This is a genomic window from Rhodococcus sp. IEGM 1381 (genome assembly GCF_030056795.1).
GTDB lineage: Bacteria > Actinomycetota > Actinomycetes > Mycobacteriales > Mycobacteriaceae > Rhodococcoides.
In genome coordinates this window covers 35,448-51,330 of record NZ_JASHKQ010000023.1, presented here as the reverse complement: position 1 = coordinate 51,330, position 15,883 = coordinate 35,448, and the positions used below count along the sequence as shown (strand labels likewise).

At 64.6% G+C, this 15,883-nt stretch carries 18 protein-coding genes; 4 read left to right on the top strand and 14 right to left on the bottom strand.

The features are described 5' to 3' along the window. Positions 1-192: 192 nt before the first annotated feature. The 4 genes from QM797_RS25225 to QM797_RS25210 are packed head-to-tail and all read right to left on the bottom strand — an operon-like array spanning position 193 to position 2,148. Entirely contained in the window at positions 193-618 is a 426-nt protein-coding gene (locus tag QM797_RS25225; protein WP_283278450.1) for a nuclear transport factor 2 family protein, read from the bottom strand. A 4-nt stretch (positions 619-622) separates the two neighbouring features. Further along, a complete protein-coding gene (locus QM797_RS25220) occupies positions 623-1,078 on the bottom strand; it encodes a 6,7-dimethyl-8-ribityllumazine synthase (protein WP_283278449.1) in 456 nt (151 codons plus the stop codon). A 10-nt stretch (positions 1,079-1,088) separates the two neighbouring features. Further along, positions 1,089-1,520: a DUF1810 domain-containing protein gene (locus QM797_RS25215; protein ID WP_283278448.1), complete on the bottom strand. Its 432-nt coding sequence runs from the start codon at positions 1,518-1,520 to the stop codon at positions 1,089-1,091. A 43-nt stretch (positions 1,521-1,563) separates the two neighbouring features. After that, complete coding sequence (locus QM797_RS25210) at positions 1,564-2,148, bottom strand: TetR/AcrR family transcriptional regulator (RefSeq protein ID WP_283278446.1); 585 nt, start codon at positions 2,146-2,148, stop codon at positions 1,564-1,566. A gap of 61 nt (positions 2,149-2,209) precedes the next feature. Between QM797_RS25210 and QM797_RS25205 the strand changes: the two genes are divergently transcribed. Continuing rightward, positions 2,210-2,971 (top strand): SDR family NAD(P)-dependent oxidoreductase, encoded by a 762-nt coding sequence (locus QM797_RS25205; protein ID WP_283278445.1) that lies wholly within the window; start codon positions 2,210-2,212, stop codon positions 2,969-2,971. A 3-nt stretch (positions 2,972-2,974) separates the two neighbouring features. Here QM797_RS25205 and QM797_RS25200 read toward each other — a convergent pair whose 3' ends face one another. From QM797_RS25200 to QM797_RS25180, 5 genes are all read right to left on the bottom strand, one after another. Further along, complete coding sequence (locus QM797_RS25200) at positions 2,975-3,460, bottom strand: CoA-binding protein (RefSeq protein ID WP_283278443.1); 486 nt, start codon at positions 3,458-3,460, stop codon at positions 2,975-2,977. Beyond that, positions 3,457-4,755, bottom strand: a complete 1,299-nt coding sequence (locus QM797_RS25195) for an O-acetylhomoserine aminocarboxypropyltransferase/cysteine synthase family protein (RefSeq protein WP_283278442.1) — start codon at positions 4,753-4,755, stop codon at positions 3,457-3,459. The genes QM797_RS25200 and QM797_RS25195 overlap by 4 nt, the downstream gene beginning before the upstream one ends. 4 nt (positions 4,756-4,759) lie before the next feature. Then, on the bottom strand, positions 4,760-5,272 hold the full coding sequence (locus QM797_RS25190) for an OsmC family protein (RefSeq protein WP_283278441.1): 513 nt from the start codon (positions 5,270-5,272) through the stop codon (positions 4,760-4,762). A gap of 205 nt (positions 5,273-5,477) precedes the next feature. Further along, positions 5,478-6,137 (bottom strand): SDR family NAD(P)-dependent oxidoreductase, encoded by a 660-nt coding sequence (locus QM797_RS25185; RefSeq protein WP_283278440.1) that lies wholly within the window; start codon positions 6,135-6,137, stop codon positions 5,478-5,480. 152 nt (positions 6,138-6,289) lie between these two features. Next, complete coding sequence (locus QM797_RS25180; RefSeq protein ID WP_283278438.1) at positions 6,290-7,705, bottom strand: acyl-CoA synthetase; 1,416 nt, start codon at positions 7,703-7,705, stop codon at positions 6,290-6,292. Positions 7,706-7,707: 2 nt separating this feature from the next. Here QM797_RS25180 and QM797_RS25175 point away from each other — a divergent pair, with 2 nt between their 5' ends. After that, on the top strand, positions 7,708-8,130 hold the full coding sequence (locus QM797_RS25175; protein ID WP_032380587.1) for a hypothetical protein: 423 nt from the start codon (positions 7,708-7,710) through the stop codon (positions 8,128-8,130). 12 nt (positions 8,131-8,142) lie between these two features. Here QM797_RS25175 and QM797_RS25170 read toward each other — a convergent pair whose 3' ends face one another. The 5 genes from QM797_RS25170 to QM797_RS25150 form a co-directional block, all read right to left on the bottom strand. After that, positions 8,143-8,760, bottom strand: coding sequence for a LysE family translocator (locus tag QM797_RS25170; RefSeq protein ID WP_032380586.1), 618 nt, complete (start codon positions 8,758-8,760; stop codon positions 8,143-8,145). A gap of 126 nt (positions 8,761-8,886) precedes the next feature. After that, complete coding sequence (gene dapC / locus QM797_RS25165; protein ID WP_283278437.1) at positions 8,887-9,990, bottom strand: succinyldiaminopimelate transaminase; 1,104 nt, start codon at positions 9,988-9,990, stop codon at positions 8,887-8,889. 4 nt (positions 9,991-9,994) lie between these two features. Beyond that, positions 9,995-10,318, bottom strand: a complete 324-nt coding sequence (gene fdxA / locus QM797_RS25160; RefSeq protein WP_008714223.1) for a ferredoxin — start codon at positions 10,316-10,318, stop codon at positions 9,995-9,997. A 113-nt stretch (positions 10,319-10,431) separates the two neighbouring features. After that, complete coding sequence (locus QM797_RS25155; RefSeq protein ID WP_283278435.1) at positions 10,432-11,190, bottom strand: hypothetical protein; 759 nt, start codon at positions 11,188-11,190, stop codon at positions 10,432-10,434. A 38-nt stretch (positions 11,191-11,228) separates the two neighbouring features. After that, positions 11,229-13,769: a bifunctional FO biosynthesis protein CofGH gene (locus tag QM797_RS25150; RefSeq protein WP_283278434.1), complete on the bottom strand. Its 2,541-nt coding sequence runs from the start codon at positions 13,767-13,769 to the stop codon at positions 11,229-11,231. Between the two features lie 123 nt (positions 13,770-13,892). Between QM797_RS25150 and QM797_RS25145 the strand changes: the two genes are divergently transcribed. Together QM797_RS25145 and QM797_RS25140 are read left to right on the top strand one after the other, a co-directional pair. Further along, positions 13,893-14,372 (top strand): PH domain-containing protein, encoded by a 480-nt coding sequence (locus QM797_RS25145; RefSeq protein ID WP_283278455.1) that lies wholly within the window; start codon positions 13,893-13,895, stop codon positions 14,370-14,372. Beyond that, entirely contained in the window at positions 14,369-15,883 is a 1,515-nt protein-coding gene (locus QM797_RS25140; protein WP_283278433.1) for a PH domain-containing protein, read from the top strand. The genes QM797_RS25145 and QM797_RS25140 overlap by 4 nt, the downstream gene beginning before the upstream one ends.

Genomic DNA, 15,883 nt, shown 5'->3' with positions numbered 1-15,883 from the left:
GAGACATCAGCAGCGTCGGCGAGGAGTTCTGTCTCGCTCAGTTGCCAGATCTCTGCGGTCATGGAGACAAGAATATCGAACTCATGTTCGATGCGCAAGGATAGTCGAATCGAAAACTATTGCCCTACATAAGTATTCGTGATCGCAAACCTGTCGGTAGCTCGTGATAGAGGTCGGCTTATCCGTCACACTTCACGATTCGTGGACTGCGATCACGGTTCCTTGGTGATGGAGGATTTTCCAGTCACCGTCACGTTGCTGCCACAACGTAGTTCTGCGGGTATGCCTGCCGTCGAGCCGCAGTGTGTACCTCATCAGGTAGGTGGCTGGGGCAATTTCCCGTAGCTCGAACCCGCTGGTCTCCCAATCACCGTCGAGACGACCGCTGGGGTCGGACAGGTACCGGTCGTCGAGGACCGACCAGACGTGTTCGCGACTGTAGATCCGCCCCGAAGCTCCGATCTCCCAGAAACTTGGATCGGTGAGTCGCTCGAAGTCGTCCCGCGCGGTGCCGTACTCGCGGCGATGGAAGATCGGTTCTCGCCGTACGAGTTCCGCGAGTACTTCATCCAGCTCACGCGCAGAGTGGCAATCGGGCCCGCGCACAGAATCGACCACGGCGTCAGCCGATGGTTCCCAGCGACGCCAGAGTTTTGACGACAGCTCGCGCCGCCTCGGCCCCTTTGGTTTCGAGATGCGCTGTGAAGAAGGCATTGTGGTCGGCATGCTCGTGGAAATGGTGGGGAGTGAGCACCACCGAGAACACCGGGACGTCGGTGTCCAGCTGCACTCGCATGAGACCGTCGATGACCGCCGTCTCGACGAAGTCGTGTCGATAGATTCCGCCGTCCACCACCAATGCGGCGGCAACGATCGCCGAGTACTTCCCGGTCTTCGCCAGCCGCTGCGCATGCAGCGGGATCTCGAATGCTCCCGGGACCTCGAAGACGTCGATGGACGTCCCGGCATGGCCGAGCCGCTCGAGCTCGGCTGCGAAACCCACTCGCGCGCGGTCGACGATGTCCAGGTGCCAGCTGGCGTGAACGAAGGCAATGGATCCGGCGAGTGGAGTCGTCATGGGAGCGATGCTAGCGGTATCGCTCGTCGAGCAAGTCGAGTGTTCCGCCATCGGATTCACCGTCGAAATACTTTTGCAACACTTCTTCGAAAACGGACGTGCCCTTGGTAGCTTCGGCGAAAAGCGTCATGGACGAGTGCAGTTTCAGATTGTCCGGATAACCGAAGATCTCGTCGACCGTCCGGCCCTCGATTCCAACGGTCAGCCGAGCTGCCTTGTTGAGGCGCGGCCCCAGCACCTCGTGAGACAAGTACAGTTCCGCCTCGGTCAGATCGGCGATGCCGAAGTGCTGAGCAGTTGCACTGCGGCCCAGCCCCGCCAACTGCGGGAACACGAACCACATCCAGTGCGTCTGCTTGCGTCCCGCCTTCAGTTCCTTCGTCACTGCATTCCAGACGGGGTCCTGGGCGTCCGCGAAACGTTGCAGGTCGTATTCGGTCATGCCACTCAACTTAGTCAGGAGTGGAGCCTGTGGAACGACGCGATCAGGTGAACCCGCGCATCAGAGTGTCGACGGTTGCATCGAGTAGGTCCTCGACGGGGACGCCGTCGAGGAGATCACCGGTGGCGAGCACCGCAAGGCCATGCACGCTCGCGAATGCCACCCGAGCGAGTATCTCGGGGGGTGCCTCGGTGATCATGCCGGCGCCAATGGCGTCCTTCAGCAACGCTTGGGTTGCCGTCATGCTCTGGCCCGCAGCAGCTTTCAGGTCTTCGCTGGCATCGGGATGATGTTTGGTGCTGTACATGACATCCAGCAGTTCGGGATGCTCGACGGCGAATCCGAGGTAGGCACGTGCGACGCCACGAAATCGCGACATCAGCTCGCCGGGACCGGTCGCGGCGGCGGCCATCCGACGGTTCATCTCCTGAAAACCGTGTAGCGCCAGCGCATCCAGCAACGCCTGTTTGTCTCGGAAATGGCGAGCCGGGGCGGCATGACTGACTCCGACATCTCTGGCCAACTGCCTCAGCGAGAGCGCGTCGACGCCACCCTGCGCAATGCTCCGTTCCGCCGCGTCGAGCAATACCGCCCGCAAGTCACCATGGTGGTAGCTCCGCGTTGCCATGCACTCACCCTAAGGGATGTTGGCATTGACAACAATGCTGACACTGCCTACATTTGCGTTCATGACTTCCACAGTGCTCATCACCGGAGCAAGCTCAGGCCTCGGCGAGGAATTCGCCACCCGATTCGCCGCGCGCGGCGAGAACGTCGTCCTCGTGGCGCGGCGGGCCGATCGACTCGAGGCGCTCGCTCGCCGCATCGAAGCCGACCACGGCGTCACTGCCACCGTCGTGGCCATGGACCTGGGCGTACCTGGAGTCGGCGCGGCATTGCGAACCACGTTGGCCGAGAAAGGAATCACTCCCACTTCTCTGATCAACAACGCAGGCTTCGGAACACACGGACGGTTCGCCGACGAGGATCCGGAGCGCGTGGCAGCAGAGATCGCTCTCAACGTCAGTGCGCTGGTCGACCTCACGCAGGCATTCCTGGCGAACTTGACCGGTGCGCTGATCAACGTGGCGAGTACCGCCGCGTATCAACCGACGCCCAACATGGCCGTCTACGGGGCGACGAAAGCGTTCGTCTTGAACTTCACCGAAGCCCTGGCGTTCGAGTACCGCAGTTCCCCGCTCAAAGTGCTGGCACTTTCCCCCGGCCCCACCCGCACAGAGTTCTTCGACGTCGTGGGATCGAAAGACGCCGCGGTGGGCAATTTTCAGACATCCGAGCAGGTGGTCTCGACGGCATTGCGCGCGTTGGACTCTCGTCGCACTCCGGCCAGTGTCGTGTCCGGTCTGTCCAACAAGATCAGCGCGGGCAGCGTACGCCTCGCACCGCGCGGTCTGGCAACGGTGATCAGCGGTCGCCTGCTGAAAGCATGACCCCTAACCGAGTGTGCGACGCGAATCGATCACTCCAGTATCGAATCCGGCCAGATGCAATCCCCCATGGAATCGCGCGTGTTCGATCTTGAGGCAACGGTCCATGACGACGTTCAAGCCGGCTACTTCGGCGTCGAGGGCCACCTGCTCATGCCATAGTCCCAGCTGCAGCCAGATCGTCTTCGCCTGCGCTGCAATGGTTTCGGTGAGCACCGCGGGAAGGTCGTCGTACTTCCGGAAGACGTCGACCAGATCCGGCGGCTTCGGCAGGTCTGCGAGCGTCGGATAGACCGTCGTTCCTTCGATCTCGGTGATCGTCGGATTGACGAGAAAGATCTCGTAGTTGCTCGTCGACGACAGGTACCGGTTGACAAAATAGGATGCCCGCGAGGGGTTCTTGGACGCACCGACTATTGCGACCGTCCTGGTTTCTCGCAGAATCCGCTGACGCTCTTGGGCGGACGGGCCCTGCCAGGTGCTTGTCCTCACGAGCGTGCCTTTCCGGTTGCCAGCGTCAGAGCCTGATCCAGATCCCAGACAATGTCCTCGACGTCTTCGAGTCCGACGCTGATGCGGATCAATTCCGGGCCGACGCCCGCTCCGCGCAGTTGATCATCGGTCAGTTGCCGGTGCGTGGTGCTGGCCGGATGAATCACCAGGGTGCGCACGTCACCGATGTTGGCCACATGACTGGCGACCCGGACACTCTCGACGAACGTCTGCCCGGCGTCGCGGCCCCCGTCGATACCGAAGGCGAACACCGCGCCCGGTCCGGCGGGCAGATATTTCTCGGAACGTTCGTGGTGCGGGTGGCTGTGCAGCCCTGCCCATCTCACATAGTCGATGCGGGAATCCTGTTCGAGCCACTCGGCCACCGCTCGGGCATTGGCCACGTGTGCGTCCATGCGCTGCGGCAACGTCTCGACTCCCTGGATCAGGGTGAAGGCCGATTGCGGTGCCAACGCACCACCGATGTCGCGCAGTTGCTCGCTGCGCAGCTTGGTCAGAAAGCCGTACTCGCCGAAGTTTCCCCACCACGACAGGCCCCCGTACGAGGCCACCGGCTCGGTCATCTGAGGGAATTTGCCCGAGCCCCAGTCGAATCGACCGGATTCAACCACTACTCCCCCGAGTGTCGAGCCGTGTCCGCCGAGAAACTTCGTCGCCGAATGGATCACGATGTCTGCACCGAATTCGATGGGCCGGCTCAGCCACGGCGTCGCCATCGTCGCGTCGATCACCAACGGGATCCCGTGCTCGTGCGCAACGGCGGCGAGACCGTCGAGGTCGGCGATCTCCCCCGACGGGTTGCCGATGATCTCGGCGTAGATGAGTTTGGTCGAATCTGTGACTGCAGCAGCATAATCCGCCGGATCGGTGCCCGGAACGAACGTGGTGTCGACACCGAAGCGACGAAGCGTGACGTCGAGTTGAGTCACCGTGCCGCCGTAGAGACCCGCCGCCGCGACGATGTGGTCCCCGGTGCCCGCGAGAGCGGCGAACACCGCGAACTCGGCCGCCAACCCACTTGCGAACGCGACTGCTCCGATGCCGCCTTCGAGGCTCGCGATGCGCTCCTCGAAGGCGGCGACGGTCGGGTTACCGATACGGCTGTAGACGTTGCCGTACTTCTGCAGAGCGAACAGATCGCCTGCGTCCGCCGCATTCTCGAACACGTAGCTCGCCGTCTGATAGATCGGCACAGCACGCGAACCGGTGGAAGGATCAGGCCTCGCTCCGGCGTGAATTGCTCTGGTACGCAGACCGAATGTCCGTTCGCTCATGGACTCAGGCCGTTTCGAGAACGGTGTGGATCGGGGTGGGATTACGCGTCAGATCCAGCACGGGGCAGTGATCGTCGACGGCCTGTTGCAGTTCCTCGTACCGTTCCCGGGTCTCCAGCCCCGTGACCGTGACGACGACCCGCACCTCGCCGAATCCTGGGCGCACAGCGTCGTCGAAACCGAAGAATCCGCGAACGTCGAGATCACCCTCGGCCTTTGCCTTGATGTCGTCCACGACGATGCCCAGCTTCTCGGCCCAGACGCGGTAGGTGACCACCTGGCAGGACAGAAGCGACGCCAGGTAGTACTCGACGGGATTGGCTGCTGTGTTCTCCCCGCCGAGGGCCGGTGGCTCGTCGACCTCGACGCTGTATTTACCGAGTGTGACGGTGCTGGCGACGGCGTCGTGCGCCGTTGCGGAAGCACGGAAGACCGCCTTCGCGTTCTTCGCGTCGGCCTGCACGGCGTCATCGGTGGCAGCGATGACGCCGCCGAGATGGGACACAGATGTGGTCATGAGAATTCCTGTTCGATTGAAAGGGTTGCCGGAACTACCCGAGGAGCGCGAAAAGCCCGTCGGGAATGGGTTCGATCGACTGTTACGAACAGGAGGAGGTGCAGACGAGACCGAAGTCGATGGTGCGGCGACGAACGAGCCTTCTGGCTGCGTCGGTCACGTGTGTCTCGGTCACGAAGCCGACAATAGCCTAGGAACGTCTCGCCTACGAGAACTGGTCCGCGCCGACGTCGGTCTCGTCGTCGGTGATGGCCGCGACGATGCGCGCTGCCACCGAATCCGGGGTCAGCCCCTGCGGCAGTTTCGGCGCCTGCCCGGCGATCGGCCGAGTGGCCAAGCCGGTCTCGGTGTGTGGTGGCCGCACATCGACGATCCTGATCTTCGACTTACGCGCTTCTGTCCGAACACTTTTCAGCAGCGCACTGGCCGCGGCCTTGCTCGCCGAGTAGGCACCCATGTTCGGCATCGGCTTGTCGGCCACCACCGCGCTGATGTTGAGGACGAAGCCACCCTGATCCAGGGTCGTCAGAGCTGAACGGAGGATCCGCAGCGGTGCGAGGTAGTTGAGCAGCAGCAACTCGTCGACGGTGTCGTCGTCCACTTCGGTCACCGGCCCGAACGCCACGACACCTGCGGCAATGACAATTCCGTCCAGTCCGCCGTGATGTTCGACGGCCTCCGCGACCACCGAGCGAGCCGAATCCGGAAGCGTCAGATCGGCATCCACCGTGTGATGATCCGACTCGATGCTCCGGCCGCTCACGGTCAACCGAGCACCGGCCTTCGCGAGCTGGTCGACGATCGGACCGCCGAGACCGCCACTGGCACCGAATACGAGAATGCGTGCGCCGTCGAGTGTCGTCATACGTTCGAGGCTAACGGCCACCTCACACCCCCGCTGACGACGGCGTTCATCGTGGGTCGTTCCGCAGGCTCCACTCCCGTGTTGTGGGGTCGTTCCGCAGGCTCCACTCCCGTGTTGTGGGGTCGTTCCGCAGGCTCCACTCCCGCTGACGACTATGACAACAGCTTCTTCTGCACCTTGCCCATGGCATTGCGCGGGAGCGAGTCGACCACGCGAATCTCGCGCGGCCGCTTGTGAATCGACAGCTCGGTGGCCACCAGATCGATGAGCACCCGATCCTCGACATCGGTGCCCACGACGAAGGCCACGATGCGCTGGCCCAGGTCGTCGTCCGGTAAGCCGACGACGGCGACCTCGTCTACGCTGGGGTGCCCCAACAGCACCGTCTCGATCTCCCCCGCGCCGACGCGATAGCCGCCAGTTTTGATCAGGTCCGTCGACGCTCGCCCGACGATCCGATGGAAGCCGTCGGGCTCGATGAGGGCGACATCTCCGGTATCGAACCAGCCGTCCTCGGTGAAGGTTTTGGCCGTCGCCTCGGGGTTGTTCAGGTAGCCGTCGAACAGCATGGGGCAACGGATCTGGAGTGCACCGATCGATTCACCGTCGTGAGGCACGATTTCGCCCTGCTCGCCGCGCAGTCGGGTTTCGACGCCTGCGAGCGGCACTCCCACCGAGCCCGGGCGACGCTCACCGTCGGCGCGGGTGCTGATGGTGATGAGGGTTTCGCTCATGCCGTACCGCTCGATCGGGGCCTGGCCGGTGAGCTCGCGCAGCTTCTCGAACACCGGTACCGGAAGCGGCGCACTGCCGGAGACCAGCAGTCGGGCGCCCGCGAGAGCTCGGGTGGAGGTCTCGTCGGCGGCGACCCTCGACCACACCGTCGGCACCCCGAAGTAGAGGGACCCACGCGCTGCCGCGTAGAGCTCCGGCGTCGGCTTACCGGTGTGAATCAGTGGGCTGCCGACCCGCAGTGGCCCGAGCATTCCGAGTATCAATCCGTGTACGTGGAACAGCGGAAGCCCATGCACCACAGTGTCTTTCCACGTCCAGCTCCATGCCTCCGCCAACGCGTCGAGGCCGGCGGCGATGGCACTGCGCGAGATCAGGACGCCTTTCGGCGGGCCGGTGGTACCGGAGGTGTAAAGCACGAACGCAACGGAAGACGGCTGCGGTTCGGCGTAGCTGTGCCACGACCGCGCGTGCTGACGCACCGGTAGAACCTCGAGCCCGGCGGCATCGGGCGGAGCCTCGCCGAGCCACGCCTGCGCACCCGAGTCCCGGAGGATGTGCTCGCGTTCGGCGACGCCCGCGTCCGGCGGGACCGGGACCACGGTGACCCCGGCGATCAGGGCACCGACGACCGCGAGCACCGTCTTGACCGAGGGCGTTGCGTAGATCGCGAGCCGGTCTGCCCGCGCGATGCGCTCGGCAACCGAGGTGGCCGCACCCAGGATGTCAGCGCGAGAAAGCGAGACTCCTTCGATGGTGATGGCGTCGGGAATATCGTCTCCCCGCGCAACGGCGAGTGGGTTCAGTGAACGAAGCAGCACATGGCTACCGTACATACATGGACGTGGACGGAATCGACACCGGCGACTACGCCGAGTACATGACGGTCGCCGCCGGTGACCTGCAGGCGGGCGTCTATCTGATCGGAACCGACGCCGAGCAGGACACCGATTCCGAGGACGAACTCGACCTGGATCTCGAAGACGAGGATTCGGACGACGACGCCATCGACATCGCGCATGTCACCGACGGCGCGCCGAGACTGGTCTACTCGGTGCAATCGGACGATTTCTGGACGCGGGTAGAGCTGGCCGATCTCCGAGCCACTCAGCTCTACGAGGAAGCCCACGCCCGCAATCCCGAGGTCAACACCGAGCCGAAGCGCTTCACCACCGTCGAAGCGTTCGGCAGCAATGAACTGGTCTACATCCTGCGCATCAGACGCGGCGGCTGGGACGTGGGCGAGCCCGACCTCGATTGACCGATGTCGCCGCTAGGCCGAGGATGCAACGGTTCCGACGCCGAGGGCGACCAGGAATCCGGCACTGATGCGGTCCAGCCAGTCGGTCACCGCGGGCTTGCGCAGCAGCGCGACCGCGCGTGAGGCGACGACCGAGAACACTCCCATCACCAGGGCGGCCACCACCACCTCCACCAGGCCGAGCGTCATCGCACCGGTGAACGTGACCACAGTGAGGAACTGCGGCACCACGGCCAGGTAGAACAGGCCCACCTTGGGATTGAGCGCGCACGAGAGAACCCCGGCACCGAACGCCGACCACGCGGCCGCAGCAACCGGCACCAGCGGCTCACCGGCCACCTTGTTCTTTCGGCGTGCCCGAAACGCCTTCACGCCCAGGTACAGCAGATACAGTCCGCCGAGGATCTTGACCACGCGATACGCCGTCGCCGACTGCTCGACGATCGCCGCCAACCCAACGGCTACCAGCACGGCCCAGAACAGCCCGCCGATCGCGACGCCCATCGCCGCCGCGATCCCGGGCTTGAGGCCGCCGATGCTGTAACGCAGCACCAGAAACGAATCTGGCCCGGGCAGGATCGCCAACAGAAAACACACGCCGGCGAAGCTGAGCAGCAGGGTGAGGGTCATGCGTATATGAGAACACCCAGCTCGAGCTCGGTCCAACTGACGTGAGCGCCCACTCTGTGCTCCGAGAAGCGGGATCCCGTTCGCCGGACCGAATAGTGGACGCTCAGCGCACTAGAGAAACCCGGCCTACCCGCGAAGCCGAGCCGCCGCAGCCTCGATGCGCTCGTCCGTGGCCGTGAGAGCGATACGCACATGCTGTCCGCCGTTCGGCCCGTAGAACTCTCCCGGGGCGGCGAGGATGCCGCGTTCGGCGAGCCAGTCGACGGTGTCGCGGCACGGTTCGCCCCGCGTGGCCCAGAGGTAGAGCCCGGCCTCGGAATGGTCGACGGTGAATCCCGCTGCCTCAACGGCAGCTTTGAGCACTGTTCGCCGGGCACGGTATCGCTCGCGTTGAATGTTCTCGTGCTCGTCGTCGGCCAACGCCGCGGTCATGGCGGCCTGGATCGGCAGCGGCACCATCATCCCCGCGTGCTTGCGCACCTCGAGCAACTCCGCCACGAGGGACGCGTCGCCGGTGACGAAGCCGGCGCGATAACTCGCCAGGTTCGAGGTCTTCGAGAGTGAGTGCACGGCAAGCAGATTGGTGTGATCACCGTCGCACACGCGAGGATCCAGTACCGACACGGCGTCGGCGTCCCAGGTCAGACCCAGATAGCACTCGTCGGAGACGACGATGGCGTCGCGCTCGCGGGCCCAGTCGACGACCTTGCGCAGGTGGTCGACACCGAGCACCTTTCCCGTCGGGTTGGACGGAGAGTTGACGAAGACCAACGACGCTCGCTCCGGGCCGAGACGCGCAAGACCATCGGCACGCAAAATGCGAGCACCGGCGAGCAGAGCACCCACTTCGTAAGTGGGATAAGCCAATTCGGGGATGACGACCAGGTCGTCGGCTCCCAGACCCAACAGAGACGGCAGCCAGGCGATCATTTCCTTGGTGCCGATGGCCGGCAACACCGCGTCGACCCCGACGCCGGTGATCGAGTAGCGGCGCTCGAGCGCCGCCACCGCGGCCTCCCGCAGCGCAACGGTGCCGACGGTCGTCGGGTACCCGGGTTCGGCCGCAACCGAATTCAGCGCGACCCGGATCACCTCGGCAACCGGATCCACCGGCGTACCGACCGACAGATTGACGATGCCGTCCGGGTGCGCCGACGCCTTCTCCTTGGCAGCGGTCAACGAGTCCCAGGGAAAATCGGGCAGCGCCGCTGCCACCGCTCTACGTGCCAAGGCGTCAGTTCTCGCCCATGGGAGGCAAAGCCTTGATGAACGGCGGGTCGTAGTCGGTCTTGCCGAGCTTCGCTGCGCCGCCGGGAGATCCCAGGTCGTCGAAGAAGTCGACGTTGGCACCGACGTACGCGCTCCACTGCTCGGGAACGTCGTCCTCGTAGAAAATGGCCTCGACGGGGCAGACGGGCTCGCAGGCTCCGCAGTCGACGCATTCGTCGGGGTGGATGTACAGCATTCGATTACCCTCGTAGATGCAATCCACCGGGCACTCTTCGATGCACGCTTTGTCCAGTACATCTACGCACGGTTCTGCAATCGAGTAAGTCACTGCTGCTCTCCCCTCCTGTATCGATTGTGGGCGCTCGCGCGCCCTGAGCATCCTAGTATCGCCGTCCGAGCCTGGGGCAAACCGACCAGGGTGGCCTCACCTGCCCCGGTCGGCTATCGCCGTAGTTGCTTCACGGGCGAGTCGGCACCGAGGGCGGAGGCCTTCTTGTGGGCGGCGAGCCACTTGCGTCCCTGCTTGGCGGCCCGCGAGAGAGCGCCGCGCTCACCGAGATATCCGGCGACACCACCGACGACCGGGATGGCACCGAGCACGCGGTAGATGCCGCGGGGGTGCGGACGCTTGTCCAATTCGCCGACGACGTCGCGCAGCACGTTCGCGATCTGCCACATTCCGCGCAGCAGCGCGAAAGGACCGGATTTCGGCGACTCTTCCTTCTTCGCCGGAACGCTGTCGGCGAGCGAGGTCAGATCGCGCTTGCACAGCACCGATCCGAGCAGCGCCACATGCGTCTCGCGGTCGGTCACACCCGATTCGCGGGCCACGGCCACGAGCACCATGGCCTGGTTGGCGAACCCGAGCAGATCCTGGATCGGCAGACGGTTGACCAGCAGACCGAACACACCGGGGAACGCCACGGCCACGGTGTTGAGCGCGCCGATCCGGTTGACCCACCACTGCGAGCGAGCGTTGCTGTCGAGCTCCTCCCAGCCTGCGGTGCCCGGGAAGTCGGTGGTGTCGAAGGCTTTCGCGAGGAAATCGAGCACGTTGTCGAGGGTCGAATCGTCCTCGGAGGACTTGCGGAACGTTCGGCCCTTGAGCCCGATCGGGTCGCGTGTGGCAAGGATGTCGAGCACGGGATGAATGATGGCGACGGCACTGCTCAGCACCGCGGCGACTCGACGGTCGTCCATGTCAGACAAGCTCCATTTCAGGAATTCAGGACCCAGGGTCAGATCAGGCCGGCGACCGACACCGCCGGTGCCGGGCCGTACGTGGTGGTGCGCTGACGAACCGGTCGTCCGATGCCCTCGGCGATCTCGTGCAGCTCCGCGACGGTCTTTTCCGAACCGTTCTGCGAACCCGCCATCCGCGAGATCGTCTCCTCCATCAGGGTCCCGCCCAGATCGTTCGCGCCTCCGTTCAGCATCGCCTGTGTACCCGTGATTCCCAATTTCACCCATGACGTCTGAATGTTGTCGATACGACCGTGCAGCATGATCCGTGCCAGAGCATGCACCGCGCGGTTGTCCCGGTTGGTCGGACCGGGCCGCGACGCACCGGCCAGATACAACGGCGAGGACTGGTGCACGAACGGCAGCGGCACGAACTCGGTAAAACCACCGGTCTTGTCCTGGATCTTCTTGAGCACGTTCAGGTGCCCGACCCAATGCGAGGGATTGTCGACGTGCCCGTACATCATCGTCGAGCTCGACCGCAGCCCCACCTCGTGCGCCGTGGTGATCACTTCGATCCACTCGGCGGCAGGCAGCTTGCCCTTGGTCAGCACCCACCGGACCTCGTCGTCGAGGATCTCCGCGGCAGTACCCGGGATCGAATCCAACCCGGCTTCCCGCAGGTCCGTGAGCCACTCGCGGATCGACTGGCCTCCGCGCGATGCCCCGTTGACGATCTCCATCGGCGAGAACGCATGCACGTGCATCGACGGCACCTTGGCCTTGACCGCCCGCACCAGATCGGCGTATCCCGTCACCGGCAGTTCGGGGTCGATCCCGCCCTGCATGCACACCTCGGTGGCTCCGACGACATGCGCTTCCCACGCGCGATCGGCTACCTCGGTGGTAGACAGGGTGAACGCATCGGCATCGCCCTTGCGCTGCGCGAACGCACAGAATCGGCAACCGGTGTAGCAGATGTTGGTGAAGTTGATGTTCCGGTTCACCACGTATGTGACGGTGTCTCCGTTGACCTGCTTGCGCATATCGTCGGCGAGCGCAGCGACGGCATCCATGCCCGGGCCCTCGGCCGTCGCCAACGCGAGGTACTGCTCGTCGGACAACCCGGCCGGGTCCTTCTCCGCTGCCGTCAACGCCGACACCAGGTCCCGATCCACCCGCTCGAGGCCTGCGAGATCGCGGACCTGCTCGCGGATCGATTCCCAGTCGCCGAACGCATTCGCCAGATCCGACCGAGTCTCCGTGTTACGGCCCTGGGTGTCGATCTCGGTGTTCAGATCCACCCGACCCGAGGACTCCCACTCCTCGTCCGGCTCCTGCCACGGCAGACCCGTCGGATTCACGCCCTCGCGTGCCATCCCGGTCTCCGGATCGGCCACTGCCCGCACGTGCGCCGAGATCCGCGGATCGATCCACGGCGCACCGGCGAGAACGTACTGCGGCTGCGCGGCAGTGCGCTCGACCAACCGGTATCCGGCAGCCGACGACAGTTCGGCGAGAGTGTCGAGGTTCGGCCACGGCCGCTCGGGATTGACGTGATCGGGAGTCAGCGGCGAGACCCCGCCCCAATCGTCGACGCCTGCGCCCAGCAACGCGGCAGTCTCCTCCGGGGCGACCAGATTCGGCGGAGCCTGAATCCGCATCGACGGGCCGAGCACCATGCGCGTCACGGCGATGGTCGCCAGGAATTCTTCGAGACCGGCGTCGGGCACCGACCGCATCGCGGTATCGGACTTGGCCAGGAAGTTCTGCACGATGATTTCCTGCACGTGCCCGAAAGACTTGTGCACCTTGCGAATTGCCATGATCGACTCGGCGCGGTCGCGCAGCGTCTCGCCGATGCCCACCAGAATGCCGGTCGTGAACGGGATATTGAGCCGGCCCGCGTCGGTCAGCGTGCGCAGCCGAACCTCGGGATCCTTGTCGGGGCTGCCGTAGTGCGCCTGCCCCTTCTCCTCGAACAACCGACGCGAGGTGGTCTCGAGCATCATCCCCATCGACGGGGCGACCGGCTTGAGTCGCGAAAGTTCTTGCCACGACATCACTCCCGGGTTGAGGTGCGGCAGCAAGCCGGTCTCCTCGAGTACCCGGATCGACATGGCGCGCACGTAATCCAAGGTCGAATCGTAGCCGCGGGAATCGAGCCACTCTTTGGCCTCGGGCCAACGCTCCTCCGGCCGGTCGCCGAGAGTGAACAACGCTTCCTTGCACCCGAGCGCGGCACCCTTGCGAGCGACGTCGATGATCTCGTCGGGATCCATGAACATCCCGTGACCGGCCGCATTCAGCTTGCCCGGCACCGTGACGAACGTGCAGTAGTGGCACTTGTCTCGGCACAACCGCGTGATGGGTACGAATACCTTGCGGGAGTAGGAGACCGTCTTCGGCCGGCCGGAGGATTCGAGCCCGGCATCGCGTACCCGGGACGCCGACGTCATCAGGTCGGTCAGATCGTCACCGCGAGCGTGTAGCAGCACCGTGGCTTCATCGACGTTGAGAGACACTCCATCGCGGGCACGGCGCAACACTCGTCGCATCGCAGAGGGGGCTGGTACGGAATCCGGTAGAGAAGTCACCCGTCGATCATGCGCCTTCCCGGTACGCCCGTGCCACTGCAGGGCCTCGGTGGTGCACCACCCCTCTCCGACGAGGGGTGGTGGATACCAAAGGACACCTCTAGGTTTGTACCCGTGACAACGATGACCGACCCCCAGTGGCAGCCGTCTCCACGTGCACGTCTTCTCTGGGCCCTGAGCGCCGGTCTGCTGTGGCTACCGGTCTTCATCGCCCAGATCGTCTGGGCGATCGTCGACTCGACGTGGACCTCGTGGCCGCATGTCGTTGTCCTCGTCGCATCGATCGTGTTGGCGGCCCTGCACATCGCAATCGTGCCGCAGTGGCGTTATCGCGTACATCGGTGGGAGATCAGCGACACCGCCGTCTACACCCGCACCGGCTGGCTCAGCCAGGAGCGCCGCATCGCACCGATCTCGCGAGTACAGACCGTCGACACCGAACGTGGCCCACTCGATCGTCTACTCGGTTTGGCCACCGTCACCGTCACCACGGCGTCATCGGCGGGCGCGGTAAAGATCACGGCACTCGATCGAGACGTCGCAGACAAGACTGTCGCCCGCCTGACCGACATCGCAGGCCGGACCGTCGGAGACGCGACATGACCGATCAGACCGAACTGCTCGCCGTCGAGGAAGAGCAGCCGTGGCTGCGCCTGGACAAGCGAATGTTGTTGGTGCATCCGGTGAACGAGGGCATCAAGATCCTGCCGGTGGTGTTGATCTCGTTCTTCGTCGGCAGCCAGAGCGGTAATCACTACTGGAGTCTCGGCATCCTCGCGGTCGTCGTGGTGTTCGCAATTCTGCGATGGTTCACCACCAGTTACCGAATCGGTCCGGTGCACGTGCAATTGCGCACCGGGGTGTTGCAGAAAAAAGTCCTGTCCATCCCGCGCAACAGGATTCGCTCGGTCGACGTGGAAGCGAACGTGCTGCACCGGGTGCTCGGATTGTCGATCCTGCGGATCGGCACCGGCCAGCAGGCGGGCAAGGGCGAGGCCTTCGAGCTCAACGCGCTCGACACCTCACTGGTCCCCGCGCTGCGCGTCGATCTGCTGCAGCGAGTGTCGGGACAGATTCCGGCAGCCGACGGTATGCCCACCGCGGCACCGAATCCCGAAGTGGAGATTGCGCACTGGCAGTTCTCGTGGGTGCGATTCGCCCCGTTCTCGATCACCGGCATCGTCACCATCGCTGCTGCCGTCGGCGTGCTGTTTCAGTACGGACTGGGGCAGACGCTGGCCGAGTCGTCGGTGGTCTCGAACAGCATAGACTCCGCCGAGCAATTCGGAATCGCCGTGTTCGTCGTGGTGGCCCTGGTCGCACTACTCGTTGTGTCGAGCATCTTCGCGTGTGTCCGCTACCTGTTGACCTACGCCAATCTCACTGTCACCGACCAGGGTCGCACCCTGGACGTCAGCCACGGGCTGCTACGGACCCGGCAGTCGACACTCGACCGCAAGCGGCTGCGCGGCACCTCCCTGTCCCAACCGCTGCTACTCCGCGCGGTCAGCGGTGCCCGCCTGGACGCCATCATGACCGGCGTCAGCGCCGAGAAGAAGGAATCGTCCCTGCTGCTCCCCCAGGCCCCGCAGGCCGAGGCGCTACGCATGATGACCACGGTGCTCGGCGACGCCGGTCTGCACGGCGGCGCAGACCGGCCGCTGCTGCAGCACGGACCCGCAGCGCGGCGACGCCGCTACACCCGGGCAGTGCTGCCGCTGCCGGTGATCGCGGCCGTCCTGGCAGTGGCACAGTATCTCGGCGCGCCGATTCCGATCCTCGCGTGGATAGCGATCGCGGTGTTGTTCGTCGCTGCTTTCGGCCTGGCTCACGATCGCTACCGGGGCCTGGGCCACGCGGTGTTACCCGGTTGGCTCATCACCCAGCACGGCTCGCTGGACCGAACTCGGCACAGCCTCGAAGCCGCGGGCATCATCGGATGGACGGTGCGGCAAACGTTCTTTCAGCGTCGCGCCGGGGTAGCCACCATCGTCGCCGCAACTCCGGCAGGCGTCGGACATTACGAGGTGATCGACATCCCCATCGAGAACGCGTGGGCGATGATCGACGCCGTCACCCCGGGAGCCGGGGACGTCTGGCTGCAACGGACCTGA